This is a genomic window from Pseudomonas sp. PGPPP4 (assembly GCF_002256045.1).
Classification (GTDB): domain Bacteria; phylum Pseudomonadota; class Gammaproteobacteria; order Pseudomonadales; family Pseudomonadaceae; genus Chryseomonas; species Chryseomonas oryzihabitans.
In genome coordinates, this window is the sequence record NZ_NKID01000001.1 from 277,795 (window position 1) to 303,368 (window position 25,574).

23 protein-coding genes are annotated in these 25,574 nt (G+C 66.6%); 11 read left to right on the forward strand and 12 right to left on the reverse strand.

All coding sequences use genetic code 11. The features are described from left to right. Nucleotides 1–9 precede the first annotated feature (9 nt). Nucleotides 10–234, reverse strand: coding sequence for a glutaredoxin-like protein NrdH (gene nrdH, locus CFE50_RS01205; protein ID WP_145011627.1), 225 nt, complete (start codon nt 232–234; stop codon nt 10–12). Between the two features lie 463 nt (nt 235–697). Here nrdH and epd point away from each other — a divergent pair, with 463 nt between their 5' ends. The 5 genes from epd (at nt 698) to fba (ending at nt 4,635) form a co-directional block, all read left to right on the forward strand. Then, entirely contained in the window at nt 698–1,741 is a 1,044-nt protein-coding gene (gene epd / locus CFE50_RS01210; RefSeq protein WP_241808295.1) for an erythrose-4-phosphate dehydrogenase, read from the forward strand. 27 nt (nt 1,742–1,768) lie between these two features. Further along, a complete protein-coding gene (locus CFE50_RS01215; protein WP_145151839.1) occupies nt 1,769–2,932 on the forward strand; it encodes a phosphoglycerate kinase in 1,164 nt (387 codons plus the stop codon). Nucleotides 2,933–2,937: 5 nt separating this feature from the next. Next, complete coding sequence (locus CFE50_RS01220; RefSeq protein ID WP_286729756.1) at nt 2,938–3,129, forward strand: hypothetical protein; 192 nt, start codon at nt 2,938–2,940, stop codon at nt 3,127–3,129. Further along, nucleotides 3,126–3,452: an MliC family protein gene (locus CFE50_RS01225; RefSeq protein ID WP_286729759.1), complete on the forward strand. Its 327-nt coding sequence runs from the start codon at nt 3,126–3,128 to the stop codon at nt 3,450–3,452. The genes CFE50_RS01220 and CFE50_RS01225 overlap by 4 nt, the downstream gene beginning before the upstream one ends. A 118-nt stretch (nt 3,453–3,570) precedes the next feature. Continuing rightward, nucleotides 3,571–4,635 carry a class II fructose-bisphosphate aldolase gene (gene fba / locus CFE50_RS01230; protein ID WP_007161286.1) on the forward strand — a complete coding sequence of 355 codons (1,065 nt, stop codon included), beginning with the start codon at nt 3,571–3,573 and terminating at the stop codon, nt 4,633–4,635. Nucleotides 4,636–4,774: 139 nt separating this feature from the next. Here the strand turns inward: fba and CFE50_RS01235 are convergent, their stop codons facing one another. Continuing rightward, nucleotides 4,775–5,728, reverse strand: coding sequence for a nucleoside hydrolase (locus CFE50_RS01235; RefSeq protein ID WP_241808297.1), 954 nt, complete (start codon nt 5,726–5,728; stop codon nt 4,775–4,777). A gap of 56 nt (nt 5,729–5,784) precedes the next feature. Next, the gene (locus CFE50_RS01240) at nt 5,785–6,039 is read right to left on the reverse strand and encodes a YebG family protein (RefSeq protein ID WP_007161283.1); all 255 of its coding nucleotides are present in this window, start codon (nt 6,037–6,039) and stop codon (nt 5,785–5,787) included. 316 nt (nt 6,040–6,355) lie between these two features. On the opposite strand from CFE50_RS01240, the gene CFE50_RS01245 reads away from it, so the two are divergent. Together CFE50_RS01245 and CFE50_RS01250 are read left to right on the forward strand one after the other, a co-directional pair. Further along, nucleotides 6,356–7,849 carry a lipid II flippase MurJ gene (locus tag CFE50_RS01245; protein WP_007161282.1) on the forward strand — a complete coding sequence of 498 codons (1,494 nt, stop codon included), beginning with the start codon at nt 6,356–6,358 and terminating at the stop codon, nt 7,847–7,849. Nucleotides 7,850–8,135: 286 nt separating this feature from the next. Then, nucleotides 8,136–9,350: an NAD(P)-dependent oxidoreductase gene (locus tag CFE50_RS01250; RefSeq protein ID WP_169886925.1), complete on the forward strand. Its 1,215-nt coding sequence runs from the start codon at nt 8,136–8,138 to the stop codon at nt 9,348–9,350. Between the two features lie 43 nt (nt 9,351–9,393). On the opposite strand, the gene CFE50_RS01255 is transcribed toward CFE50_RS01250, so the two are convergent. Further along, on the reverse strand, nt 9,394–10,086 hold the full coding sequence (locus tag CFE50_RS01255) for an HAD family hydrolase (protein WP_286729767.1): 693 nt from the start codon (nt 10,084–10,086) through the stop codon (nt 9,394–9,396). 409 nt (nt 10,087–10,495) lie between these two features. Between CFE50_RS01255 and CFE50_RS01260 the strand changes: the two genes are divergently transcribed. Beyond that, nucleotides 10,496–10,705 (forward strand): cold-shock protein, encoded by a 210-nt coding sequence (locus tag CFE50_RS01260; protein ID WP_007161279.1) that lies wholly within the window; start codon nt 10,496–10,498, stop codon nt 10,703–10,705. Between the two features lie 87 nt (nt 10,706–10,792). Here CFE50_RS01260 and mdtD read toward each other — a convergent pair whose 3' ends face one another. Beyond that, nucleotides 10,793–12,226 (reverse strand): multidrug transporter subunit MdtD, encoded by a 1,434-nt coding sequence (gene mdtD, locus CFE50_RS01265; RefSeq protein ID WP_007161278.1) that lies wholly within the window; start codon nt 12,224–12,226, stop codon nt 10,793–10,795. A gap of 71 nt (nt 12,227–12,297) precedes the next feature. Next, a complete protein-coding gene (yihG, locus tag CFE50_RS01270; RefSeq protein ID WP_286729776.1) occupies nt 12,298–13,185 on the reverse strand; it encodes a 1-acylglycerol-3-phosphate O-acyltransferase, YihG family in 888 nt (295 codons plus the stop codon). 106 nt (nt 13,186–13,291) lie between these two features. Between yihG and CFE50_RS01275 the strand changes: the two genes are divergently transcribed. Then, nucleotides 13,292–14,554, forward strand: coding sequence for a cyclic di-GMP phosphodiesterase (locus CFE50_RS01275; protein WP_286729778.1), 1,263 nt, complete (start codon nt 13,292–13,294; stop codon nt 14,552–14,554). 7 nt (nt 14,555–14,561) lie between these two features. Here the strand turns inward: CFE50_RS01275 and CFE50_RS01280 are convergent, their stop codons facing one another. From CFE50_RS01280 to CFE50_RS01295, 4 genes are all read right to left on the reverse strand, one after another. Next, entirely contained in the window at nt 14,562–15,176 is a 615-nt protein-coding gene (locus CFE50_RS01280; protein ID WP_286729780.1) for a glutathione S-transferase, read from the reverse strand. Nucleotides 15,177–15,284: 108 nt separating this feature from the next. After that, complete coding sequence (locus CFE50_RS01285) at nt 15,285–16,661, reverse strand: sensor histidine kinase (protein WP_042135380.1); 1,377 nt, start codon at nt 16,659–16,661, stop codon at nt 15,285–15,287. Further along, on the reverse strand, nt 16,658–17,332 hold the full coding sequence (locus CFE50_RS01290; protein WP_027598241.1) for a response regulator: 675 nt from the start codon (nt 17,330–17,332) through the stop codon (nt 16,658–16,660). The genes CFE50_RS01285 and CFE50_RS01290 overlap by 4 nt, the downstream gene beginning before the upstream one ends. Nucleotides 17,333–17,456: 124 nt before the next feature. Continuing rightward, nucleotides 17,457–18,785 carry a PQQ-dependent sugar dehydrogenase gene (locus tag CFE50_RS01295; protein WP_502694659.1) on the reverse strand — a complete coding sequence of 443 codons (1,329 nt, stop codon included), beginning with the start codon at nt 18,783–18,785 and terminating at the stop codon, nt 17,457–17,459. A gap of 441 nt (nt 18,786–19,226) precedes the next feature. On the opposite strand from CFE50_RS01295, the gene CFE50_RS01300 reads away from it, so the two are divergent. Then, on the forward strand, nt 19,227–20,270 hold the full coding sequence (locus CFE50_RS01300) for a glycoside hydrolase family 5 protein (RefSeq protein WP_286729782.1): 1,044 nt from the start codon (nt 19,227–19,229) through the stop codon (nt 20,268–20,270). Nucleotides 20,271–20,347: 77 nt separating this feature from the next. Further along, a complete protein-coding gene (gene gcvH / locus CFE50_RS01305; protein ID WP_007161270.1) occupies nt 20,348–20,731 on the forward strand; it encodes a glycine cleavage system protein GcvH in 384 nt (127 codons plus the stop codon). A 79-nt stretch (nt 20,732–20,810) separates the two neighbouring features. On the opposite strand, the gene CFE50_RS01310 is transcribed toward gcvH, so the two are convergent. Both CFE50_RS01310 and CFE50_RS01315 read right to left on the reverse strand, forming a co-directional pair. After that, the gene (locus CFE50_RS01310; RefSeq protein ID WP_286729784.1) at nt 20,811–21,125 is read right to left on the reverse strand and encodes a DUF2388 domain-containing protein; all 315 of its coding nucleotides are present in this window, start codon (nt 21,123–21,125) and stop codon (nt 20,811–20,813) included. Between the two features lie 87 nt (nt 21,126–21,212). Continuing rightward, complete coding sequence (locus CFE50_RS01315) at nt 21,213–25,559, reverse strand: PAS domain S-box protein (RefSeq protein WP_286729786.1); 4,347 nt, start codon at nt 25,557–25,559, stop codon at nt 21,213–21,215. Between the last annotated feature and the right edge of the window lie 15 nt (nt 25,560–25,574).

Below are 25,574 nucleotides of genomic sequence, written 5' to 3' on the forward strand. Positions count from 1 at the left end.
GTCCTGGCCTCAGGCCACCAGCTGGCCGAGCTTGTCCGGGCGAAAGCCGGCCCAGTGGTCGTCACCGGCCACCACCACCGGTACCTGGCGATAACCCAGGGATTCCACGGTCTGGCGCGCATTGGCGTCTTGCTCGATGTCCACCACCTGGTAGGCGATGCCCTGGCGATCCAGGGCGCGATAGGTGGCGTTGCACTGCACGCAGGCGGGCTTGCTGTAAATGGTGATGGTCATGGCTGACTCCTGTCCGTAGTGGGGCGAACTCAAAGGAAAAAGCCTGTCGCCAGCCGGGATCTGCCAGGGCGGCGCGGGTCCTTTCCTTTGAGTTCGACTTGGGGCTCAAGTTCGGTCCAGATACTACATATAGTGCTTTTTAGTTTCTACACCACAATCAGTGGGGATTTTGATCCAGGTCATGGCTCTGCTCTATCACGCTTAGATGACGATTTCTGTCAGGCCAGGGTCGCCGAACCCGGTAGTCCCGCGGCCCCTGAGGCTACCTGCGGACTTCCCCTGCAGACCGCCAGACGCCGTGACTGCGGCAGGGGCGTCTGGCCAGACGGCGGATTTCTTTCCTGTCTGCCAAGGAGAGCGCCTTTTTGTAGTGCGAAAGTCGACCGGACTACGCTGGCGACTCCCATTCGTCGTCGAACCGCCGCATAATCGGCCTTTCGCTTGCGCCCGAGTCCGTTCACGCATGAGTTCCGCTCGCTATCGCCTCGCTCTCAACGGCTACGGTCGCATCGGTCGTTGCGTGTTGCGTGCCCTGCACGAGCGCGGTGCGGCGAGCGAGCTCGCCATCGTCGCCCTCAACGACCTGGCCGACCGGCCCAGCCTCGAATACCTCACCCGCTTCGACTCCACCCATGGCCGCTTTCCCGGGCGGGTGGCGCTGGAGGGTGAGCGCCTGCGCATCGGCGACCAGGCCCTGGAGATCCGCCGCGAGGCGGAGCCCGAGCGAGTGGACTGGCGGGCGCTGGACGTCGATCTGGTGCTGGAGTGCTCCGGCGCCTTCAGCACCCGTGCCGAGGCCGGGCGCTTCCTCGCCGCCGGTGCACCGCGGGTGCTGTTCTCCCAGCCCATGGTCAGCGAGACCGACGTCGACGCCACCGTGGTCTATGGCGTCAACCAGCAGGCCCTGCGCGGTGACGAGACGCTGGTCTCGAATGCGTCCTGCACCACCAACTGCAGCGTCCCGGTGCTGAAACTTTTGCATGAGACGCTGGGTCTGGAATACGTCTCCATCACCACGATCCACTCGGCCATGAACGACCAGCCCGTGATCGACGCCTACCATGCCGAAGATCTGCGGCGGACCCGCTCGGCGTTCCAGTCGATCATCCCGGTGGCGACCGGCCTGGCGCGCGGCATCGAACGCCTGCTGCCGGAGCTCGGCGGGCGCATCCAGGCCCGTGCCGTGCGCGTACCCACGGTCAACGTCTCCTGCCTGGACATCACCTGCATCGTCGGTCGCGACACCACGGCGCCGGCGCTCAACACCCTGTTGCGTGACGCCGCCCAGAGCGGTCCCCTGGCCGGGCTGATCGACTACACCGAGTTGCCCCACGCCTCCTGCGATTTCAACCACGATCCCCATTCCGCCATCGTCGATGGCAGCCAAACCCGCGTTTCCGGCCCCCGGCTGGTCAATCTGCTGGTGTGGTTCGACAACGAATGGGGCTTCGCCAACCGCATGCTCGACGTCGCCGGCCATTGGCTGCGCATCGCCAAGCCCACCTGAAACAAGCACAACTAAGGGATTGCCTGTATGTCCGTGTTGAAAATGAGCGACCTCGATCTGAAGGGTAAGCGCGTCCTGATTCGCGAAGACCTCAACGTTCCGGTGAAGGAAGGCCAGATCAAGAGCGATGCCCGCCTGGTCGCTGCCCTGCCGACCCTCAAGCTGGCCCTGGAAAAGGGTGCCGCGGTGATCGTCTGCTCGCACCTGGGTCGTCCCACCGAGGGCGAATTCAGCGAGGAAAACAGCCTGGCCCCGGTCGCGGCCTACCTGAGCAAGGCCCTGGGCCGCGAGGTGCCCCTGGTGAAGGACTACCTGGACGGCGTCCAGGTCGAGCCGGGTCAGCTGGTGCTGCTGGAGAACGTGCGCTTCAACGCGGGCGAGAAAAAGAACGCCGATGAGCTGGCGAAGAAATACGCCGCCCTGTGCGACATCTTCGTCATGGACGCCTTCGGCACCGCCCACCGCGCCGAGGGTTCGACCCATGGCGTGGCCAAGTTCGCCAAGGTCGCCGCGGCCGGTCCGCTGCTGGCCGCCGAACTGGACGCCCTGGGCAAGGCGCTGGGCAATCCCGCCCGCCCGATGGCCGCCATCGTCGCCGGCTCCAAGGTCTCCACCAAGCTGGACGTGCTCAACTCCCTGGCGCAGATCTGCGACCAGCTGATCGTTGGCGGCGGCATCGCCAACACCTTCCTCGCCGCAGCCGGCTACAAGGTCGGCAAGTCGCTGTACGAAGCCGATCTGGTGGACACCGCCAAGGCCATCGCCGCCAAGGTCAGCGTGCCGCTGCCGGTGGACGTAGTGGTCGCCAAGGAATTCGCCGAGACCGCCGAAGCCGTCACTAAGTCGATCAACGACGTGGCCGACGACGACATGATCCTCGACATCGGCCCGGTCAGCGCCCAGCAATTCGCCGACCTGCTCAAGTCGGCCAAGACCATCCTCTGGAACGGTCCGGTGGGCGTCTTCGAATTCGACCAGTTCGGCGAAGGCACCCGCACCCTGGCCCAGGCCATCGCCGACAGCGACGCCTTCTCCATCGCCGGGGGTGGCGACACCCTGGCCGCCATCGACAAGTACGGCATCGGCGAGAAGGTCTCCTATATCTCCACCGGTGGCGGCGCCTTCCTCGAATTTGTCGAGGGCAAGGTCCTGCCGGCCGTCGAAGTCCTCCAGCAACGCGCCCAGGAGTAATCGCCATGCGTACGCCGCTGCTCGTCTGTTCCGCTGTCCTGATGCTGGTCGGTTGCGCCGGTGGCAATGCCGACAAGGCCTGCGCGGTGTTCGCGCCGCCACCGGCGGCAGCCGCCACGCCCACGGCGCAGAATGGCGAGCGGGTCGATACGCTCAATGGCAACGCCAGCCGTCCTGCCAGCGGTTGCGCCCAGTGAAGGGGCGCACGCTCGCCCTCGGTCTGCTGGGTCTCGTGCTGGCCGGCTGTGCCGGTCGCGGCGCGCAGCAAACCGGCGGCTGGACCCACTGGGTCTGCGATTCCAAGGCGGCCTTCGACTGGCGCTATGTGGATCGCAGCCAGTCCATCGTCGACCTCAAGCTGGAAGGCGATGGCCTGATCCGTCATCTCAACCGCGAACCGGCCACCGATGGCCAGTCCTATACCGACGGGCTGGTGGCTTTGCATATCCGCGGCGACCAGGGACTCGTCTACTGGATCGCCAACAACGACCTCATCGGCCGCGGCTGCCGGACGCCTTGAAGCGGCGAATGTCAGCTGAACCGATTAATCCAGGGCGGCCAGGGGTCGGCCGCTTGAACCCTGCCAGCCGCTCATGCAGGCTGGCGCCACCACCGCCTTTGTAGGGAGATAATCACCAATGGCACTCGTCAGCATGCGTCAGCTGCTGGATCACGCCGCCGAATTCGGCTATGGCGTTCCGGCCTTCAACGTCAACAACCTCGAGCAGATGCGCGCCATCATGGAAGCCGCCGACAAGACCGATTCGCCGGTCATCGTTCAGGCCTCCGCCGGTGCCCGCAAGTACGCCGGCGCTCCCTTCCTGCGTCACCTGATCCTGGCCGCGGTGGAAGAATTCCCGCACATCCCGGTGGTCATGCACCAAGACCACGGCACCAGCCCCGACGTCTGCCAGCGTTCCATCCAGCTGGGCTTCTCCTCGGTGATGATGGACGGCTCGCTGATGGCCGACGGCAAGACGCCGTCCGACTACGACTACAACGTGCGCGTCACCCAGCAGACCGTGGCCTTCGCCCATGCCTGCGGCGTGTCCGTGGAAGGCGAGCTGGGCTGCCTGGGCAGCCTGGAAACCGGCATGGCCGGTGAAGAGGACGGCGTGGGCGCCGAAGGCACCCTGGATCACAGCCAGCTGCTGACCGATCCGGAAGAAGCCGCCCAGTTCGTCAAGGCCACCAAGGTCGACGCCCTGGCCATCGCCATCGGCACCAGCCACGGCGCCTACAAGTTCACCAAGCCGCCGACCGGGGACACCCTGTCGATCCAGCGCATCAAGGAAATCCATGCGCGCATCCCGGACACCCACCTGGTCATGCACGGCTCCAGCTCGGTGCCCCAGGAGTGGCTGAAGATCATCAACGAGTACGGTGGCGACATCAAGGAAACCTACGGCGTGCCGGTCGAAGAGATCGTCGAAGGCATCAAGTACGGGGTCCGCAAGGTCAACATCGACACCGATCTGCGTCTGGCCTCTACCGGTGCCATCCGCGAATTCATGGCCAAGAACCGTAGCGAGTTCGACCCGCGCAAGTATCTGGCCAAGACCGTGACCGCCATGCGCGACGTCTGCATCGCCCGTTACGAAGCCTTCGGCACCGCCGGCCAGGCCTCCAAGATCAAGCCGATCTCCCTGGACGCCATGTTCGAGCGCTATGCCCGCGGCGAGCTGGATCCCAAGGTCAACTGATCCGGGATGTAAAAAAGGCCCCGAGAGGGGCCTTTTTTTATGCCTGCAGCACGCTCGACCGGGCAGAGCCGCCATTCGCCTGGCGCAGGCGGCCGTGCACACTGCAAGGCCCCGCGCGCGGCCTTGGATGCTTTACCGGTTACTGCGCCGTTGTGGTCAGGACCTCTTCCATCCAGGCGACCATGGCGGGGCCATCCATGCCCAGGCAGACCGTCACCAGGGGATTGCCGGACCAGCGCCCGTCCAGGTAGGCGCGCCCCTCGGGAGCGAAAAAGGTCTGGCCTTCCGCCAGGCCCTCGGTGCCGACGCTGAGGTGACCGCGAGCGGTGTGGAACAGCTCGGGGCGGCGCAGATAGGCGAGGGCGCAGCTGTCGTGGGGATGGCAGCCGTCGATGTCCTTCACGCTGCGGTAGAAGTCCGCATAGAAGTCATAGCTGCGGGCGAGTACCTCGCCGAGAGCGCCCTGGTGCGCCGCGATGCGCTGCAGGCGGGGCGGATCGAGCACGGCGCGGTGGGTGGCATCCAGGCCGACCAGGGTCAGCGGCCAGGGGGCGGCGAAGACCCGCGCCGCGGCATGGGGATCGGAAAAGATGTTGGCTTCGGCCACCGGCGTGACGTTGCCCGGCTCGACGATGGCGCCGCCCATCACCACCACCTCGCGGACGCGCTCGGCGACCGTGGGATCCAGCGCCAGGGCGAGGGCCAGGTTGCCCAGCGGGCCGACCGCCACCAGGGTGATCTCGCCCGGTCGCAGGCGGGTCTGCTCGACGATGAAGCGCGCCGCATCCAGGGCGTGGGGTGTCTGGCTCGGTGCGGGCAGCTGCTGGTTGCCCAGACCATCCTGGCCATGCACGTGCAGGGCGTGGTTGCCGGCCGGCTTGATCAGGGGTTCGGCCACCCCGGCCGCGACGGGCGTGTCCCGGCCGGCCAGCTCGGTGAGCAGCAGGGCGTTGCGGGTCGCCGTGGTGACCGGCACATTGCCAAAGGTGGTGGTCAGGCCGATCACCTCGAAAGCGGGATCGGCAAACAGCAGGGCGATGGCCTGGGCGTCGTCCACGCCAGGATCGGTATCGAAGATGATGGGAAGGGACAAGAGGCTTTCTCCGGCTCAGATCTCTTCCCAGGCTACCCGAGGGGCAGCGCCCCTTGCTAGCTGGGCAGGTCCAACTCGCCCAGGGCATCCGGCTGGTTGCGAAACGCCCGGGCGAAGACCTCGCGATTGCGGGCCATGAACAGCCCCAGGTCTTCGCACTGCTTCTCGGCAAGACCGGGTACGGCCTTGTCCAATACGCTGGCGAGCGACTCGGCCAGCTCCAACATCTTGTCGTGACGATCGGCTTCGGCTTTATCCATGAACAGGCGCTCCGGATCTCGGCTGCTGCGATACAACACTTCGACGGCCATGCGTCACCTCGTATTCTGTATCTGGTTATATATACAGTAGTTGGCTTGTCGCGGGATTGCAAGGACTACCGCTCGGCGGTCAGCCTCTGGTCACTCATGGCAATTTGCCAATCGTTCGACATTTCTGCGTGTCTCCAGATTTGCCTCGGGAAACTTAAGCGCGGAAGCTGGTCTCTGAGTCTGGACCAAACGGGCATCACTGCCCGCCTTTATCCGGATCACCTCCGGCTCACGGAACGAGACCGCCAATGCCTGCCATCTTTATCCGTCCGCTTATTGCCGCGCTTGGCCCGTCTGGGTCGATCGAGGTGCGGGCGTGAGTTCGACCCTCATCATCCTGGCCATCACGGTCGCCAGCTTTCTGCTGGGGTTCCTGCGCGACCTGCTGATCGCCCGCCAATTCGGCGTGAGCTGGGAAGCCGACCTGATCTTTGTCGCGCTCATCCTGCCGGTGTTCTTCGAGAGCTTCTTCGGCCTCGCCCTGCGCGATGCCATGATTCCCTATCTGCAACGCATCCGCGACCGCTGCAACGCCCAGTACGAGCAGGTCGGTCGCTGGCTGTACTGGCGCATCGGCCTGTTCGGCCTGTTGCTGTCGGTGATCGGCGTCCTCGCCAGCCCCTGGCTGATGCATGCCCTGGCGCCGGGCTGGAGCGACGAGCAGGTCGAGACCGGCAAGCTGGTCTTCGCCGTCGGTACCCTGCTGATCTGCGTGCAGGCCGTCCTCTATTGCCAGGGCGCGCTGCTCAACCTGGATCGCATCTTCATCCTGCCGATGACCCGCACCCTGATGCTCAATCTGGGCGCCATCCTGGCCATCGTCATCCTGCAGCCGAGCGGTATCGCGCTGTTCACCGGCATGCTGCTGCCCCAGGTGCTGCTGATCGTCATCCAGCACCGCCGGCTGGGCTATCTCGGCCAGCGCTCGGTGGCCTTCGAGAAGCCCGAAGGCAGTCCCTTCGCCGTGACCTTCGCTCCCGTGCTGCTCGCCGCCGGCGCCCAGCAGGGTTGCATGCTGGCGGAGCGTTTCTTCGCCTCGCTGCTGGCGGAGGGCAACATCACCATGCTGTCCTTCTCCTACCGCATCGTGACCATTCCGCTGACGCTCTATGCGCTGTCGATCCTGGCGATGATCTTTCCCGAGCTGACCCGCAGCTGGAACGAGGGCAATGCCGACAAGTACAGCGCGCTGATGCGCAAGGCGCTGCTCGGCACCCTGCTGTTCCTGGTGCCGGCCGCCGTGGTGCTGTTCAGCTACTCCGAGCCGGTGGTCAAGGTGCTGCTGGAGCGCGGGGCCTTTGGCGCCGAGCAGAGCGCGGCGACCGCGACCCTGGTGGTGGCCTATGCCCTGGGTCTGCCCTGGATGGGGCTGGCCCTGCTGTGGGGGCGTGCCCTGCTGTCGCAGCAGCGCGCCCGCACCTTCCTTTACGCCACCCTGGCCAGCTCCTTCATCACCGTGGCCCTGGACGCTGTTGTCTATCGGCCATTCGGTGCCCAGGGACTGGCCTACTCCTTTACCACCGGAGCCTTCCTGCAGGCGGTGTTCATGGCGCTGGCGCTCTATCGCCACTCCCTGGCCGGCCTGCACCTGTCGCTGCTGCTGCGCTGGTTCAGCGCGGGCAGCGCGGTGGCCCTGCTGAGTTTCCTGTTGCCCAAGCCGGTCGGCCTGCTGGAGCTGATCGTCAGCGTCAGCGTGGCCATGCTGGGCTTCCTGGTGCTGTTGCTGGTCCTGGGCGAACGTGACCTGTTCCGCCGCGGCTATTGGGCTCGCGGTGACTCAGGCACGGGGCGCGCTGAACCGACGAGTTGAACGGCCGTCGCTGGACGGCAAGGAAAAAGGTGGCGATCTGCAGCCATTGGTCGCTATCTGTTACGAAGTCATGAATTTTTGATTTGGCTTCGAGTCGCACGGAAAGATTGATCCCAGTCAAAGAATTTCTGATGGAAGCTTTTTTCCATTTGCAAGAGATCGGACATGTAGTTGGGGTCGGCACTTCGCATGGTGGCTTTGCTCGCTACCGACATTCTCTTTGAAAGGAATCGATCCTATGTCCTCCCAATCCCCTGTCACCCGTATCGGCATCGTCGGTACCGGCATGATCTCGCGCTGCCTGGCCCGGCTCATCAGCCGTCACTATGACGACATGACCGTGACCCGCGTCCTGACCCGCCGGCCCATCGCCACGGTCACCGACTATCCGCTGACCGAGGCGCTCACCCAGTCGGTGGCGGATCTCATCGATCATTGCGACCTGCTGGTGGAGTGCAGCGGCGACCCCTACCACGGCACCGAGATCATCGAGCGCGCCTTCGAAGCCGGCATCAAGGTGGTCACCATCAATGCCGAACTGCAGGTGACGACCGGTTCCTACCTGGCCGGCAAGGGTTTCCTGACCGAGGCCGAGGGCGATCAGCCGGGTTCGCTGGCGGCGCTGCACGAAGAGGCCGTGCAGATGGGCTTCAAGCCGCTGGTCTACGGCAACATGAAGGGCTATCTGAACCACAACCCGACGCCGGAAGACATGGCCTACTGGTCCGCGCGCCAGGGCACCAGCGTCGACCAGACCACCTCCTTCACCGACGGCACCAAGGTGCAGATCGAGCAGGTGGTGGTGGGCAACAACTATGGCGCCACCATCACCCGCCAGGGGCTGGAAGGCCTGAATTCGACCAACCTGCAGGACAGCGCCAACATCCTCGCGCAGATGGCCGAGCAACTGGGCCAGCCCATCGTCGACTACGTGATCCCCAGCGGCTACTCCGCCGGTGGCGTCTTCGTGGTCGGTCGCCATGACGAAGACCAGGCCGGTGCCATCGAGTACTTCAAGCTGGGCAAGGGCCCGTACTACGTGCTGGTGCGCCCCTTCCACCTGTGCTCCCTGGAGGTCGGCAAGACCCTGAGACGCGTCATCGCCGGCGGCAAGATCCTGCTCAACAACTCCACCACACCGACCCTGAGCGTGGCCGCCATCATGAAGAAGCCCATGGCGGCCGGCGACGTCATCGAGCGCGGCATCGGTGGCTACAGCGTGCGCGGCGAAGCGGTCAAGATCGCCGAGTGCCCGGATCACCTGCCGATCGGCCTGCTCAAGCACAGCGTGCTCAAGCGCGCCCTGGAGCCGGGTCAGATCGTCACCTTCGACGACGTCGAACTGACCCCCAGCCGCGCCCTGGACATCGTCCTGCAACAGCATCGCGAGGCGATCCATCGCCAGCTGCTGGAAACCCAGCTGAGCGAGTCGGCCTGGAACGCCAGCGCCGACCTGGCACCGGTCGCGCTGCCCAAGGCGGTGGGTGCGGTCCTGTCCTGATTTCGCCGAGGCGGAACGCGAAGGGGCCCTGAGGGCCCCTTTTTTATTGCCCGCCGCTGGCGGCGGCGCGGAGGCGGGCGACGGTGGCGGGGAGTTCGTCCATGTGCGCGATCAGGGCGGTCACGCCCAGCGCGCTCAGGGTCTCGCCATGGCTGGGCGGAATGTGGCTGGCGCCGGTAAAGCCGATGACGCGCATGCCGGCCGCCAGCGCCGCGCGCACGCCGGTGGTGCTGTCCTCGATCACCAGGCAGCGCTCCGGCGCGACACCCATCGTCCTGGCGGCCAGGAGATAGACATCGGGTGCCGGCTTGGGCTGGGCCACCATGTCGGCGCTGAAGATATGGCCCGCCACCCGCTCGACCAGATCGGCCCGGCGGACCGAGGATTCGACGCTGTGCCTGAGGCTGTTGGAGGCGACCGCCAGCGGCAGGTCGATGCTCTCCAGGGCACGCTTCACCCCGGGAATGGCTGCCACGCTGGTGGAGATCAGCGTTTCCGCCTGGGTGCGCAGGTCGCTGAACAGCGCGGGCGGCAGGGTGATGCCGAAGCGCTGCTCGACCAGGGCGAAGATGTCCCGGGTGGTCAGGCCAAAGGTCCCGTGCAGCAGGGCTTCGAGTTCGGCGCGTGGTGCATGGGCGGCCAGGCCGTCGAGGACGACGCGTTCGGCGAGGATTTCGCTGTCGACCAGCACACCATCGCAATCGCTGATCAGCAGTTCCACAGGGGTGACGTTCATCGGTATTCCTTGCAGGGGGATTTCATGGTCGGGGCCGCGGGCCCGGGCCATTCGAAACGGCGGGAAAGAAGCGCGGAAGCAGGACTGGCGAGGGTTTGCGCCGCTGTCCGGGTGGTCGAAAACCGGCTCCACAGTACCTTGCATGGCGCGACAAATTACCTCTTGTCAAAAACGATTTCGGTCTCCGGAGGGTAATCGCTTTCCAGAAAAATATGGCGTAGAGTTCGAGAACTGTGTTTGCTTGGGTCGCCGTCGATCGTGACCTGAGGCGGTAGGCTTTCCGTCCACCCCTTGCTGCTCGATTCTTGTTACTCCTTGCAACTCAGTACCGGGTGCCTGGTCTATGCAACGCGCTGCCGCGCCAGCACCTGTCATAACAAACCCGTTATTCCAAGGAGCAACACCCGTCATGTCGAATCGTCAGAACGGCACCGTCAAATGGTTCAACGAAACCAAAGGCTACGGCTTCATTACTCCCGAGAGCGGTCCGGACGTGTTCGTTCACTTCCGCGCAATCGAAGGCAAAGGTTTCAAGACCCTGGCTGAAGGCCAGAAGGTCAGCTTCGAAGTCGTGCAAGGCCAGAAGGGCATGCAGGCAGAGCACGTACAGGTCATCTGACACCTGACGTCGCCCGAAGCTCACGAAAAACCCCGGCCAGGCCGGGGTTTTTCGTTTCTGCCGTGCCGAGTGGCGCGGCAGCAGGCTTCATTCCACGTTCTGCGCGCTCTTTTCCGGTTCGGCCGCCAGCGGCTTGACCCGGCGCCCGGTCTCGCGCGAGGCCTGCAGGAAGATCGCCGCCGCCAGCATCGACAGGGCGCCGACGCAGAGAAAGGTCGCGCGAAAGGCGGACAGCACCTCGGTGTCGCCATAGTCGTCCTGGAAACCGCCCAGCAGGGCGGCCGCACAGGCCACGCCAAAGCTCATGGCCAGTTGCATCACCACCGACAGCAGGCTGTTGCCGCTGGCCGCCTGCTGGTCGTGCAGGTCGATGAGGGTAATGGTGTTCATGGCGGTGAACTGCATGGAATTCACCGCGCCGAGGATGCCGAGGTGGATGAGCAGCCAGACGAAGGGCGTCGAGGGGCCGATCAGGGCAAGGCTGGCGATCAGGCAACCCAGCAGCAGGGTGTTGCCCACCAGCAGGCGGCGATAGCCGAGGCGTCCGATCAGCGGACCGGCGATGGGCTTGGCCAGCATCGCCGACAGCGCCAGGGGCATCATCAGCAGGCCGGCCTGGGTCGGCGAGTAGCCGAGGCCCACCTGGAACAGCAGCGGGATGAGAAAGGGCAGGGCGCCGCTGCCGAGGCGGGCGAAGAGATTGCCGAAGATGCCCACCGCGAAGCTGCGGATGCGAAACAGCTCGGCGGAGAACAGCGGCTGATCGTGGTGCAGGGCGCGCAGCCAGTAGGCGACCATGCAGGCCATGCCGGCCATCAGCAGCAGCACCACCCGCACATGGGGCAGGTGCAATTCGCCGAGGCCTTCCAGGGCGATGCTGATGAGGATCATGGACGTGCCGAAGAGCAGGAAGCCCAGGCCGTCGAAGCGTTGCGGCAGGGGGCTGCGCAGGTCCGGCAGCAGGCGGCGGGTGGCCAGGCAGCCGAGGATGCCCACCGGCAGATTGATCAGGAAGATCCAGTGCCAGGACACGGCTTCCACCAGCCAGCCACCCAGGGCCGGGCCGGCCAGGGGGCCGATCAGGCCGGGAATGGTGATGAAGCTGAGGATGCGGACCAGCTCGCTGCGCGGATAGACGCGCAGGATCACCAAGCGCCCCACCGGCAGCATCAGCGAACCGCCGAGGCCCTGGATGACCCGGGCGGCGATCAGCAGGTTGAGGCTGGGCGCCAGGGCACAGAGCAGCGAGCCGAAGGTGAAGAGGGCGATGGCGGTGAAGAAGACGCGGCGACTGCCGAAGCGATCGGAAATCCAGCCCGAGGCGGGAATCAGCAGCGCGACGGTGAGCAGGTAGGCGATCACCACCCCCTGCATGCGCAGCGGATTCTCGCCGAGGTCGGCGGCCATGCGCGGCAGGGCGGTGTTGACGATGGTCGCGTCCAGCGACTGCATGAAGAAGGCCACGGCGATCAGCCAGGGAAGCCAGCGGGCCGTGGTGGTATCCAGGGTCGGGGAGGGCATGGGAGGTCCTTGTCGAGACAGCCGACTACCCGCTCTCTGACTGTCTGGCGGCGGCAGGGTGCCCCGCTCCTTTAGCGCGAGCGGGAATCTAGCAGCGCCTCGATCCGCTGGTCCTTCTCTGCCCAGAGCGTGCTGACCCACTGCTGGAAGCCTGCGCGAAATTCCGCATCTTCGCTGTAGTCACCCGCCCAGCGCGCCGGATCCAGAGGTCGCGCGCGAATATCGATGATAACGCGTTTGACTCGTCCGCAGAGCAGGTCCCAGAAGCCGGGCACGCGACCGTCGGGATAGACCAGGGTGACGTCCAGCAGGGTGTCCAGCTGCTCGCCCATGGCGGCGAGGACGAAGGCCATGCCGCCGGCCTTGGGCTTGAGCAGGTGGCGATAGGGCGACTGCTGCTCCGCATGCTTGGCGGCGGTGAAGCGGGTGCCTTCCAGGTAGTTGACGATGGTCACCGGCTGGCGGCGGAATTTCTCGCAGGCGCGGCGGGTGATGGCCAGGTCCGCGCCCTTGAGTTCCGGGCGGCGGGCCAGCTGGGCGCGGGTGTATCTCTTCATGAAGGGGTAGTCCAGCGCCCACCAGGCGAGCCCCAGGAAGGGTACCCAGATGAGCTCCTTCTTCAGGAAGAACTTGAAATAGGGCACCTTGCCGTTGAAGGTCTCGATGAGCGCGGGGATATCGACCCAGGACTGGTGATTGCAGATGACCAGGTAGGAGCGGTCACGGCTGAGCGCCTCGGTGCCGCAGATGTCCCAGACGGTGGGGGTGAGGCGGGCGAAGATGGCCTTGTTGATCTCGGCCCAGGTCTCGGCGATGGCGGTGACCACCCGGGAGCAGAGGTCGCGCAGTGCGACAAGGGGCAGCAGCTTGATCAGGGCGAATACCAGTAGCGGACCGATCATGACCAGGGTGTTCAACAGGAGCAGCGCAGAGACGGTGATACCGGTCAGGAGGTGCATGGATTCTCTCGTCTAGAACTTGGGGCGATAGTCTTTGGCGTGACATAGCATTTTGCGATCATCCGCCTCTGGATGGCTGCTGCTGATCAGCTGCGAAGTGAACGCCATGCTCAAAAAGGTTACCAGTGCCGAGGTCTGCCTCGGCATGTACATCCACAAATTCGAAGGCAGTTGGATCGACCATCCGTTCTGGAAGGCGCGCTTCCTGCTGCAGGAGCCGCGCGACCTGCAAAAGATCCAGGACAGCGCGGTAACCGCGGTGTGGATCGATATCGCCAAAGGGCTGGATTGCCCGCCACCGGCCAAATGCCCAGATGCCGTAAATCCGGTGGTGCTTCCTGAGCCCGTTGGCGCGTCGTTCGTTGCTGCGCCCCCCGTTGTGCCACCTGTTGCCGCTCCGGCCACGGTTGCGAGTACCGCACCGGTCGCCGCCATCAGCTGTCCGCAGGAAATGGCGCAGGCGTCGGCGGTGAGCGCCCACGCCAAGCAGGAGGTGGCGCGGCTGTTCCAGGACGTGCGCCTGGGCCAGGCCATCGAGCTGAGCGAAGTGGCGACCGTGGTCGAGCAGATCTCGGCGTCGGTGCTGCGGCACCCCACGGCACTGATCAGCCTGACGCGGCTGCGCACGGCCGACGAGTATACCTACATCCATTCCGTGTCGGTCTGCGCCCTGATGACGGCGGTGGCGCGGCAGATGGACCTTTCGGCGGAGCAGGTGCAACTGGCCGGCCAGGCCGGACTGCTGCATGACGTGGGCAAGATGCGCACCCCCGTCGAGGTGCTCAACAAGCCGGGCAGGCTGACCGAGGCGGAATTCGCCGTGATGCAGCGGCATCCGGAGGAAGGCGTCGTACTGCTGCGGCAGTGGGGCGCGCCCGCAGAGGTCATCGACGTCTGCCTGCACCATCACGAGAAATTCGATGGCAGCGGCTATCCCCATGGCCTGGCCGGTACCCAGATCAGCCTGCTGTCGCGCATCGCCGCGGTCTGCGACGTCTATGACGCCATCTCCTCGACCCGGCCCTACAAGACCGCCTGGAGTCCGGCCGAGGCGATCCGGCGCATGGCGGAGTGGAAGGGGCACTTCGATCCCCGGGTGTTCCAGGCCTTCGTCAAGACGCTGGGCATCTATCCGATCGGCTCCCTGGTGCGGCTGAGCAACGAGCAGCTGGCGGTGGTGGTCGAGCAGCACCCGGACAGCCTGCTGACCCCGCGGGTACGGGTGTTCTTTTCCGCCCGCTCGCGCACGCCACTGCCGCAGCGGCTGCTGGATCTGGCCCGGCCGCCCGCCGACGAACGCATCGTGCGGCGGGAAGATCCGGAAGAGTGGGGCTTTCGCAATCTGGAGCGGCTCTGGCAGCAGGCCTAGCGCCGGCTCAGGGGCGGGTGGCCTGCAGCGAGGGCCGGTCGCCGGTACGGGCGTACCACGCGGCGATGCGTGGGCAGTCGCTGCGCCAGGCCCAGGTGGGGATGCGGAAGTCCAGGTAGCCGAGCAGGCAGGCCATGCCCAGGCTGGCCACGTCGAATTCGCCCTCCAGTTCGGTGATGGCCTCGCGCTCGAAGTAGTCCAGCGCCCGGGCGATCTTTTCCTGCTGGTTGTCCAGCCAGAGCTTCCACTGCATGCCCGGTGGGCGCATGAAGCTCTCGTAGCGGATCTGCACCGCGGCTTCCATCATGGCGTCGCACAGCGAGGCCAGGGTCAGGCGCCGCCAGCGCTCCGGGCCCTGGCGCGGGATCAGCGGGGTGCGCGCGTGCAGGGTATCCAGGTAGTCGAGGATGACGCGGCTGTCATGCAGGCAGGTACCATCGGCCAGGCGCAGGGCAGGAATCTTGCCGGCGGGATTGGTATCGAGAACGTCGCGATTGGGGTTGAGTGGCGTCTGCTGGACGATTTCCACCTCCACCTGCTCGATCAGGTCCGTCTCGTGGAGCATCACCACGACTTTGCGACCGAAGGGCGAGGCGGGAGTGTGGTATAGGATCATGGACATGGGCCGGGCTCTCCAGAAGGCAGGACTGCATTCGCGTGTGGCGAATCCCTGCACTGTAAGCCCTAGGCCGGCCCGGGTAAAAGATGGCCTTGGTCGTAGGTGGCCGGATCAGGCCAGGCCGGGCAGCTCGACGTACACCCCCAGCCCGCGTCCTTGCAGGCCTTCGCCCAGGTGCAGGCTGCCGCCATGGATTTCGACGATGCGCTTGACGATGGGTAGCCCCAGTCCGCTGCCGACGTTCTGGCCAGCGCTCTCGCTGCGGTAGAAACGGGTAAAGATCACCGCCCGTTCTTCCGGACTGACCCCGGGGCCGCTGTCGCAGACATCGATACGGACCTGTCCGGGCACCTCCTCGACGACCCGGACCAGCACCTGGCCGCCGCTGGGGGTATAGCGGATGGCGTTGCCGACCAGGTTGGTGAGCAGCACGCCCAGCCAGGTGGGAATACCCGACAGCTTGACCTCCTGATCCTCCAGCACCAGGTCGATGTTCTTCTCGATGGCCAGGGGCGCGAGTTCCGACAGGGTATCCGCCGCCAGCCGGCCGAGATGGACGGGGACGAACTGCTCCTGCAGCGCGCCGCTGTCCAGCCGCGCCAGGAGCAGGATCTGTTCCATCAGCTGGCTGATGCGTTCGGCGCTGCGACGCACCTGCACCAGGCCGCGGGCGTGGGCCTGGGGATCGCTGGATCTCAGGGCGACCTGGGTGTGGGTCAGCAGACTGGCGAGGGGCGTGCGGATCTCGTGGGCGGCGTCGCTGGTCAGCCGGCGCTCCGCCTCCAGGGCGCCGTCCAGGCGTTCCAGGAGGGCATTGATCTCCTCCACCAGGACCGCAGCTTCCAGCGGCACCCGGCTCAGCGGCAATGGCTCCAGGCGCTGGGCGGAGCGCTGCTTGATCTGCGCGGCCAGCTGGCGCAGGGGCTCCAGACCGCGGGTGACGCCAAACCAGATGAGCGCGGCCAGCACCGGCAGGGCCAGGGCCAGGGGAAACAGCGAGCCGAGCAGCAGCAGGTTGGTGGCGCCGCGGCGATCGGCCAGGTTTTCGTAGATCCAGATGCGCCCTTCGCCGCTGCTCAGCCGCAGCACCCGCCAGTGCTGCCCTTCGGCCAGCAGGCTGCTGAAGCCGGGCGGCTGGTCGGCCAGGCCGGCGGGCGGCGCCGGGGTGCCGAGGCGCTGGTCGCCGGCCTGCAGCAGATAGCCCAGGGCGTTGCGCCGCTTGAACAGCGGCAGGTCGGCGATAGCCGTGCGGCTGCGCTCCAGGGCCCGGGCCGCGGGCGGCAGACTGCGGTCACCGCCCTCGCCCAGGGTGGCCAGGTGCAGGGCGGCCGAGCCGAAGTCGAGCATGTCCTCGTCGGCCAGGCGATTCACCTGGCGCAGGACCAGCTGGTAGGTCACCAGGGCAGCGATCAGCCAGCAGGCGAAGATGCCGCACAGCAGCAGCGTCAGCAGCCGCCGGCGCAGCGAGACGGCCGGGCCGTCGGTCATGGAGCCGGCCGCTCGGGCTGGTCGATACCGTAGCCGATGCCGCGCACGGTGCGGATCAGGCTGGTGCCGAGCTTGCGTCTGAGGTGATGGATATGGACCTCGATGGCATTGCTCTCGACGTCGCCGTCCCAGCCATAGAGCGCCTGCTCCAGGCGATTGCGCGAGAGCACCTTGCCCATGTTTTCCAGCAGCAGGCGCAGCAGGGCGTATTCCCGCGGTGCCAGCTCCACCGGCTGGCCGGCCAGGGTCACCCGGTGGGTGGCCGGATCGACCCGCAGCTCGTTGTGCTCCAGTTGCGGCAGCGCCCGGCCGGCGCTGCGGCGGGTGAGGGCGCGCACCCGGGCGAGCAGTTCGTCCAGGTCGAAGGGCTTGGTCAGGTAGTCGTCGGCGCCGGTGTCCAGGCCGGTGACCCGGTCGGTGACCTTGTCGCGGGCGGTGAGGATCAGCACCGGGGTGGCGTCGCCACGCTTGCGCAGCGCGGCCAGGACCTCGAGTCCCGAGCGGCGGGGCAGGCCGATGTCGAGCACCACCAGATCAAAGGGATCGGTTTCCAGCGCAGCCTGGGCGGCCTGGCCATCGGTCACCCAGTCGACGGTATCGCCTTCCAGGGCCAGGCCGGCGCGGATGCCGTCGCCCAGCAGCATGTCGTCTTCGGCCAGCAGTATTCTCATCGGATTTTCCCAGGCGGTTGAGCGGTTGTACCGCTCCGGGCCGGCCTCGGCAAGAGCGGTGACCATCTCCAGGATGGTCAGCCTCCAGCCTAGGCCAGGGCGCTTAAGGCCGGATTAACACGGCTCAGGGACGCTGGGCGCTGACCCGCCAGATCGTATTGCCGACATCGTCGGCCACCAGCAGGCCGCCGCGGCCATCGTTGACCACCCCGACCGGACGTCCCTGGGCCTCTTCCTTGCCGTTGAGGAAACCGGTCAGCAGGTCGCGCGGCGCGCCGCTGGGCTTGCCGTTCTGGAAGGGCACGAAGACGACCTTGTAGCCGCTCTTGGGATCGCGATTCCAGGAGCCGTGCTGGCCGACGAACATCCCCTGGCGAAACGCCGTCGGCAACCCGCTGTCGGCGCTCGCGAAGGCCAGGCCCAGAGAGGCGGTGTGGGTGCCCAGGGCGTAGTCGGGGGTCAGCGCCTTGGCCACCAGATCCGGGCGGGGCGGCTGTACCCGGCTGTCCACGGTCTTGCCCCAGTAGCTGTAGGGCCAGCCATAGAAGCCGCCGTCCTGCACCGAGGTGGCATAGTCCGGCACCAGGTCGCTGCCGATCTCGTCGCGTTCGTTGACCACCGTCCACAGTTTGCCGGTGCTGGGCTCCCAGTCCAGCCCATTGGGGTTGCGCAGGCCGGTGGCGAACAGGCGTTTCTGGCCGCTGGCGCGATCCAGCTCCCAGATGGCGGCGCGGCCTTCCTCGATGTCCAGGCCGTTTTCGCCGACGTTGCTGTTGGAGCCCACGGTGAGATAGAGCTTCTTGCCGTCGCGACTGGCGATGACGTTCTTGGTCCAGTGGTGATTGATGCCCGCCGGCAGCTCGGTGACCGTCACCGGCTGACCTTCCAGGCGAGTCGCACCGGGGCGATAGGAGAAGCGCACCAGGGCATCGGCATTGGCGACATAGAAGTCCTCGCCCACCAGCACCATGCCGAACGGCGAATGCAAATGTTCGGCGAAGACGCTGCGGGTTTCGGCCACGCCATCGCCGTCGGCATCGCGCAACAGGGTGATGCGATCGGCGCTGGGCACCCCGGCGCCGGCCTTCTTCATGAACAGGCCGGCGATCCAGTTCTTGATCCCGGGAAATTCCTCGCGCTTGGGCGCATTGCTTTCCGCGACCAGCACATCGCCATTGGGCAGCACATAGAGCCAGCGCGGATGGTCCAGGCCACGGGCGAAGGCCTGGACCTGGGTGCCGGGCGCGGCAGTGGGCTTGCCGCCTTCGGGCCAGCCGACTGCCGGGGCCACGTTGATGGTAGGAAACAGCGTCTTGTGGGGTTCCGGCAAGGTTGGCGTCGGCCCGTAGCCGGCTTCGCGCTGCAGCCGTGCGGTCTCGCCGCAGCCGAGCAGGGTCATGGCGGCCAGGGTCAGGGCCAGGGTACGCAAGGGATAGGGCGTGCTCAGGGGCATGGCAGGGCTCTCGCGAGGGGCTCGCAGGATAGAGCCCGGCTGCCGGCGAACGTTCCGGGACCGGTCCTGCAGCCACCCTGGGCATCTCTGCATCCCGGTCTTGAAAATGACTCTTTCTCACAAGTCAGTCTTTTTGGGTGCTCGGCCGCTGCGCTCGTTCTTTCACGGATACGGAAAGTCCTGTCGATTCAAGGTGTTAGCGAGACTGCGCCGAAGTCTGCGGAAAAGCGCCGGCTATCTGACGTAAATCAAAGCGTAACCATCTGTTTTTGAACGAAAAAATTCACTAAAGCTGGCGCAGCTGACGCCGATAGCTGCCCCAACAATGACGACGAAGTCGCACCCAGTGGCGCCGCAAGCGGACGCGGTCGCCTGAACTCGCCTACGCCAGAACCCGCTAGCTTGCGGGGGCGGGGAGTCTTTCTTTTCACAGGTGCAGTCATGCAATCCTTTACCCGGCGCTTGCGCCAGTTTTCCCTGCGGCTGGCCGGTACCCTGGCCCTGAGCAGCGCTCTTCTGGGTTCGGCCCAGGCGGTCGATCTGGTCGGTCTCAACTTCTCCGGTGCCGGCTTCGCCAGCCAGGTGCTACCCGGCCTCAACAACCGCAACTACATCTTTCCCAGCGAACAGCACTTCAAGGACTGGAGCGCCAAGGGCATCAAGCTGGTGCGCTTTCCGATCATCTGGGAGCGCATCCAGCCCACCCTGAATTCGATGCTGGATCCGGACTATGGCGCCCTGATCACCCAGACGCTGAATTACGCCCAGAAGCATGGCGTCAAGGTGATCCTCGACCTGCACAACTATGCGCGCTATCGCGGCGAGGTGATCGGCGCCGGCAAGGTCACCTACTTCAACTACTGGGACGTGACCTATCGCCTGGCCTTCCGCTTCGGCAAGCACCCGGCGCTCTTCGGTTACGACATCATGAACGAGCCCCACGACGCCGTGGCCTTCTGGCCGACCGCCGCCCAGCACGGCATCAACGGCATCCGTACCGTGGACAGCGTCCATCCCATCATCGTCGAGGGCAATGGCTGGTCCAGCGCCGCGCGCTGGCCGCAGTGGAACGATCCGCTGCTGGCGCTCAAGGACCCGGCCAACAAGCTGATCTTTTCCGCCCACGTCTATTTCGACAATGACGGCGGCGGCCAGTACGCCAGCAAGGACATGAGCGGCTTCGACCCCATGGTCGGGGTGAATCGCGTCAAGCCCTTCGTCGACTGGCTGAAGAAGAACGGCAAGCAGGGCTACATCGGCGAATTCGGCGTGCCGGACGACGATCCGCGCTGGCTGGTGGCCATGGACAACATGCTGGCCTATCTCAAGCAGCACTGCATTCCGGCCAGCTACTGGGCCGCCGGCCCCGGCTGGGGCAACTACAACCTGGCGGTGGAACCCATCAACGGCGTGGATCGACCCCAGTGGGCGACCCTGAAGAAGTACGTCGACAGCAGCAGCTGCGCCAGCATCGGCCCCAAATAAGCCCGGCCAGCGATGGCGGTCCCCGGGGTTGGCAGGCTACCCTTGCCTTTTAACCGTGCCAGCCCCGAGGACCTCTCATGAGCCAGATTCCCGCCGACCTGCGTTATGCCGCCAGCCACGAATGGGCCCGTCTGGAAGCCGACGGTAGCGTGACCGTCGGCATTTCCGACCATGCCCAGGAAGCCCTGGGCGATGTGGTCTTCATCGAACTGCCGGAAGTCGGCAAGACCCTCGCCGCCGGTGACCAGGCCGGGGTGGTGGAATCGGTCAAGGCGGCCTCGGACATCTATGCCCCGGTGGGCGGCGAGGTGATCGCCGTCAACGAGGCCCTGGCCGACGCCCCCGAGCAGGTCAATGGCGAGCCCTATGGCGCCTGGTTCTTCAAGCTCAAGCCGCAGGATGCGGCCGAGCTGGACAAGCTGCTCGACGCCGACGGCTATCGCGCCGCCAGCGAAAGCTGAGGCGCCATCCGCCGCCCGGATTGCGGGCAAAAAAGAACCCCGCACGGCCTGGCCGGCGGGGTTCTTTTTTGCCTGGCCCTTACTGGGTCAGGATACGCATGGCGAGCTCGTTGTCGCTGGCCTTGAGGCCCGGCTCGGCGGCGCGCATGTCGCGCAGCGCGGCTTCCAGGTAGGGGCCACGGATCTGGCCGTTGCTGGCCAGGTAGGAGCTGGCGTCGTCCTGGGTAGCGGCGACGATCTTGTGGTCGTCACGGCTGGTGGTATAGAACGAGCCCGAGGTCGCCCCGAGGGTCGCGGCATGCCGCCAGAACCGGGCATCCGCATTGGCGGCGGTGGTCGCGGCCAGCAGCGGCAGGCCGATCAGGGAAACCAGAGCAAGCTTCTTCAGGCGCATGGATGAGATCTCCTTCTTGAGGTTTCCTATAGAGAGCTCAGACGTCCTTCGAGTTCCAGCGCCGTGCGCTGGCTTCTGCGCCGGTGCCTAGTGCTGGATCATGCTGTGGATGCGCTCGGCCAGGGCGTCGATGTCGAAGGGCTTGATCAGCATGTCCATGTTCTCGCCGAGGAATTCGCCGCGCACCTTGGCGTTCTTGGCATAGCCGGTGATGAACAGCACCTTGAGCTCGGGCCGCCGACCACGGGCGATCTCGGCGAGCTGACGGCCGTTCATGCCGGGCAGGCCGACGTCGCTGATGAGCAGATCCAGCCGCTGATCGCTCTCGATGATCGGCAGGGCGCCATCGGCATCGCTCGCCTCCAGGGCGGTGTAGCCCAGCTCCGCGAGCACCTCCAGCACGATCATGCGCACCGCGTATTCGTCCTCCACCACCAGCACGGTCTGGCCCGCTTCGGCGCGGGGCGCGACCTTGAGCGTCGGCTGATCGCTGGCGGCGGCCGCCACCTCCGGATGGCGTGGCAGATAGAGACTGATGGTGGTGCCCTGGCCCTGTTCGGTGTCGATGCGCGCGGTGCCGCCGGACTGCTTGACGAAGCCGTAGATCATCGACAGGCCGAGTCCCGTGCCCTGGCCGGCCGGCTTGGTGGTGAAGAAGGGTTCGAAGGCCTTGGCCTTGACCTCCGGCGGCATGCCGGTGCCGGTGTCGGCCACGCTCAGGCGCACGTAGTCGCCCGGCGTCAGGGATTCGCGCGCGGCGGCCTCGGCGTCGAGGCTGAGGTTGGCGGTGGCGATGCATAGCTCGCCGCCGGCGGGCATGGCGTCGCGGCCATTGATGACCAGGTTGAGCAGGGCGTTTTCCAGCTGGTGAGTATCGCTGTGGGCGAGCCAGGCGACCGGTGCCAGATCCAGGCGCAGGGCGACGTTTTCGCCCACGGTGCGCACCAGCAGGTCCTGCAGCGAGGCGACCAACTGGTGGACGTCCACCGGCTGCGGATCCAGCGTCTGCCGGCGGGCGAAGGCCAGCAGCCGGTGGGTGAGGGCGGCGGCGCGGTCGGCCGAATTGACCGCGGCGTTGATGTAGCGATCCAGGTCCTGGATGCGGCCGTTGGCGATGCGCAGGCGGATCAGGTCGAGGGCACCGACGATGCCGGTGAGCATGTTGTTGAAGTCGTGGGCGATACCGCCGGTGAGCTGACCGATGGCTTCCATCTTCTGCGACTGGCGCAGGGCTTCCTCGGTGCGCTCGCGCTCGTAGATCTCGGCGATCAGCCGCGCATGGCTGCGTCCCAGTTCCTGGGTGCGTTCGGCGATGCGCTGCTCCAGCTGGTCGGTGGTCTGGCGCGCCTCGGTGACGTCCACGCCACAGCCCACCAGGCCATGGAATTCGCCGTCGAGCTCCAGGCGCGGGGTGCCCTCCAGGCGCAGCCAGCGCCATTCGCCCTGGGCATTGCGCACCCGCACCTCGGCGCGCAGGGCGCTGTGGGTGGCGACGGCCTGCTTGAAGGCACCCTCGAAGGCCGGGCATTCGCTGTCCGGCAGCAGGGCGCTCCAGCCCTGGTCGTGCAGATCGGCGTCGTGCAGATCGAATTCGCTGGCGAAGCGCTGGTTGACGAATTGCAGCTGGCCGTCGGCGTCGCAGGCCCAGATCAGCACCGGGGCGCTGTCGGCCATGAGCCGGAAACGGCCCTCGCTCTCGCGTTGGGCGTCCTGGGAGCGCTGCCGGCAGATCGCCGACCAGAGCCGGTCGGTGACGTCGCGCAGAAATTGCACCTCGCCTTCCGTCCACAGCCGGGCGCGCTGGTCGTGGGCGACGAACAGCGCGCGCAGGCGGCCATCCTCATAGAGCGGAATGTCCACCAGCGCCGCGATCTCCAGGTCGAGCAGGTGCTGGGCATTGGCCTGGGCGCGCGGGTCCTGGCTGACGTCGTCGATCACCAGGGGCGCTTCGCCCTCCTGGCTGCCCAGGCTGTCGGGGGCAAGCAGCGGATAGGCCAGGGCCGGGTCGAAGTGGCCATTGGGCGTCCACATCTGGTGCGGGACGAAGGTGCCGCGACTCTCGTCCAGACGGGCATAGCCGACCCGGCGCAGGCCCAGCAGGGTACCCACCAGTTCCAGCGCCGCGGCCACCCCGGCGCTTTCCGGGTCGCCTTCGCGCAGGCGGTCGCCCAGTTCGATGAGGGCGTGCTGGCGGGCTTCGGCGGCGCGGCGCTCCTCGATCTGCCGGCGCAGCTGGCGATTGGTCTCACTGATGCGATCGGCGTCATGGCGTTCGCGGGTGATGTCGCGGGCGATGCCCACCAGCCGCCGCTGACCGCCGGGCTCCAGGCGTTCGCGGCCGCGGATGCTCAGCCACACCGGTTCGCCCTGACGCGGACTGCGGACGCGAAAGGTCAGTCGCAGGTCATAGGCATTGCCGCCGCCCTGGATGGCCGCGCTGACATAGGCCCGCACCCGGGGCGCATCGGCGGGGTGCAGGGCGCGCAGCAGCGCCGCGCCGCGCAGGGTGCAGCGGCGCTCCGTGGCGCCGACCAGATGGGCGAGGCGCGAATCCCAGCTGATCAGATCGCGGTCGATGTCATAGTCCCAGACGCCCAGGTCGGCCACGTCCATGGCCAGGGCGATGCGCTGCTCGGCCAGGCGCAGGGCGTCGGCCGCGGCGGTGCGCTCGATGACGATGCGGATGCGCTCGGCCACCTCGCGCACCAGGGCGACGTCGCCGATGGTCCAGTGGCGGGGCGTGTCGGCATAGAGGAACAGCAGGCCGACCAGCTGTTCTTCGGCGAGCAGGGGCACCACCAGGCCGGCGCGCACGCCATGGTCCACCAGCTGGGTGCGCATCTCGCCCAGGCGGCTGTCCTGGGTGCTGTCTTCCACGCTGACGATGATGCCGCGGCGCAGTTCCTCCACCGCCGAGGTGTGCCAGTGCGCCAGGCTGGGCAGGTTGAGACGGTGGGTTCGGCCCTGTTCGAGCCAGTCGCTGTCGATGGTCAGGCTACCGTCGCGGCCGACCCGGGCATAGCCGATGCGTTGCACGGCCAGCAGGTGGCCAAGGCTGTCGCCCAGCACCGAGGCGACCTCGCCGGTGTGGGTCACGCCATGCAGCAGGTCGCCCAGTTCGAGCAGGAAGCGCTGGCGGTCATGGCTGCGGATGCGTTCGCTGAGGTCGACGAAGGTGCAGATGGCGCCCTGGACCTCGCCATCGCGCCAGAGTGGCTGGGCGCGCCATTCCACCGGCAGCAGACTGCCGTCCTCGCGCAGCAGGGCGTCGGCGGACAGGTGCAGGGTGGCGCCTTCGCTGGCGGCGCGCTGCAGGGCCCGGGCGCCATCCTCGCTGCGGGCGGAGCTGAGCCGGGTGTCCAGGCGCTCGCCGAGGATGTCGCGGTCCTCGGGCAGGCCGAGCATCTGCCGGAAGGCGCGGTTGCAGAGGGTGGCGCGGCCCTGGCGATCCAGGGCGCAGAAGCCCTCGTGGGTCGATTCGAGTAGCAGGTGGGCGAAGGCCTCGCTCTCCCGCAGCGCCGTTTCCGCCCGCTTGCGGCTGTCGATGTCCTGGGCCACGCCCACCCAGTGCTCGATCTCGCCGCTGGCATTGGTGAAGGGCATTGTGCGGGTTTCGAACCAGCGATAGTGACCCTCGGCATCGCGCAGCTGCAATTCCAGGCTGCCGGCGACGCGTTGCTCGCGCACCTCGCGCCAGCGCCGCAACAGCTGCGGACGCTGCTCGGGGTGGATGGCGCCGGCCCAGAGATCGGGATCGGCGACCACGCTGGCCGGACTCAGGCCGCTGTATTCATACCAGTAGCGATTGGCGTATTCGAAGCTGCCATCGGGCCGCGCGAACCAGATGATCTGCGGATTGACGTCCATCAGGGCGCGGTAGTGGGTTTCGTCGAGGGTGCTGTGCCGCGCCGGCGAGGCCGCCTGCAGCCGCGTCTCGAACAGGCGCAGCACCTGGCGCGCCAGGCGTTCGAGGCCGCTTAGGCGCGCGGCGCTCAGTTCGCGCGGTTGCCAGTCGAGCACGCAGAGGGTGCCGAGAAAGACGCCTTCGGCCGTCCGCAGCGGGGCGCCGGCATAGAATCTCAGCCCGGCCGGATCGGTCACCAGGGGATTGTCGGTGAAGCGCGGATCCTGGCTCAGGTCCTCGATCTGCCGCGCCTCCCGGGCGTCGTGCAGGTGCTGGCAGAAGGACAGCGCCAGGGGAATTTCCGCCACGCCCAGGCCGCGTTCGGCGATGAACAGCTGCTGCTGCTCACCCAGCAGGTTGACCGCGGCGATGGGGGTGTCGCAGAGGGTGGCGGCCAGTTCCACGAGGTCGTCGAGCGCTGGCTCCGGCTGGCCGTCTAGCAGGCCATAGGCCGCCAGGACCTCCTGGCGGCGACGTCGCTGCTCGGCGTCCTCGGCACCCACGGCAGGGTTCACGACGATTGTCTGCACGGCTGGCTATCCTTG

What these genes read in the sequence shown, in the direction of transcription:
- nrdH (WP_145011627.1), bottom strand. Translation starts at nt 234, where the DNA reads ATGACCATCACCATTTACAGCAAGCCCGCCTGCGTGCAGTGCAACGCC.
- epd (WP_241808295.1), top strand. Translation starts at nt 698, where the DNA reads ATGAGTTCCGCTCGCTATCGCCTCGCTCTCAACGGCTACGGTCGCATC.
- CFE50_RS01215 (WP_145151839.1), top strand. Translation starts at nt 1,769, where the DNA reads ATGTCCGTGTTGAAAATGAGCGACCTCGATCTGAAGGGTAAGCGCGTC.
- CFE50_RS01220 (WP_286729756.1), top strand. Translation starts at nt 2,938, where the DNA reads ATGCGTACGCCGCTGCTCGTCTGTTCCGCTGTCCTGATGCTGGTCGGT.
- fba (WP_007161286.1), top strand. Translation starts at nt 3,571, where the DNA reads ATGGCACTCGTCAGCATGCGTCAGCTGCTGGATCACGCCGCCGAATTC.
- CFE50_RS01240 (WP_007161283.1), bottom strand. Translation starts at nt 6,039, where the DNA reads ATGGCCGTCGAAGTGTTGTATCGCAGCAGCCGAGATCCGGAGCGCCTG.
- CFE50_RS01250 (WP_169886925.1), top strand. Translation starts at nt 8,136, where the DNA reads ATGATCTCGCGCTGCCTGGCCCGGCTCATCAGCCGTCACTATGACGAC.
- CFE50_RS01255 (WP_286729767.1), bottom strand. Translation starts at nt 10,086, where the DNA reads ATGAACGTCACCCCTGTGGAACTGCTGATCAGCGATTGCGATGGTGTG.
- CFE50_RS01260 (WP_007161279.1), top strand. Translation starts at nt 10,496, where the DNA reads ATGTCGAATCGTCAGAACGGCACCGTCAAATGGTTCAACGAAACCAAA.
- mdtD (WP_007161278.1), bottom strand. Translation starts at nt 12,226, where the DNA reads ATGCCCTCCCCGACCCTGGATACCACCACGGCCCGCTGGCTTCCCTGG.
- yihG (WP_286729776.1), bottom strand. Translation starts at nt 13,185, where the DNA reads ATGCACCTCCTGACCGGTATCACCGTCTCTGCGCTGCTCCTGTTGAAC.
- CFE50_RS01275 (WP_286729778.1), top strand. Translation starts at nt 13,292, where the DNA reads ATGCTCAAAAAGGTTACCAGTGCCGAGGTCTGCCTCGGCATGTACATC.
- CFE50_RS01280 (WP_286729780.1), bottom strand. Translation starts at nt 15,176, where the DNA reads ATGTCCATGATCCTATACCACACTCCCGCCTCGCCCTTCGGTCGCAAA.
- CFE50_RS01285 (WP_042135380.1), bottom strand. Translation starts at nt 16,661, where the DNA reads ATGACCGACGGCCCGGCCGTCTCGCTGCGCCGGCGGCTGCTGACGCTG.
- CFE50_RS01290 (WP_027598241.1), bottom strand. Translation starts at nt 17,332, where the DNA reads ATGAGAATACTGCTGGCCGAAGACGACATGCTGCTGGGCGACGGCATC.
- CFE50_RS01295 (WP_502694659.1), bottom strand. Translation starts at nt 18,785, where the DNA reads ATGCCCCTGAGCACGCCCTATCCCTTGCGTACCCTGGCCCTGACCCTG.
- CFE50_RS01300 (WP_286729782.1), top strand. Translation starts at nt 19,227, where the DNA reads ATGCAATCCTTTACCCGGCGCTTGCGCCAGTTTTCCCTGCGGCTGGCC.
- gcvH (WP_007161270.1), top strand. Translation starts at nt 20,348, where the DNA reads ATGAGCCAGATTCCCGCCGACCTGCGTTATGCCGCCAGCCACGAATGG.
- CFE50_RS01310 (WP_286729784.1), bottom strand. Translation starts at nt 21,125, where the DNA reads ATGCGCCTGAAGAAGCTTGCTCTGGTTTCCCTGATCGGCCTGCCGCTG.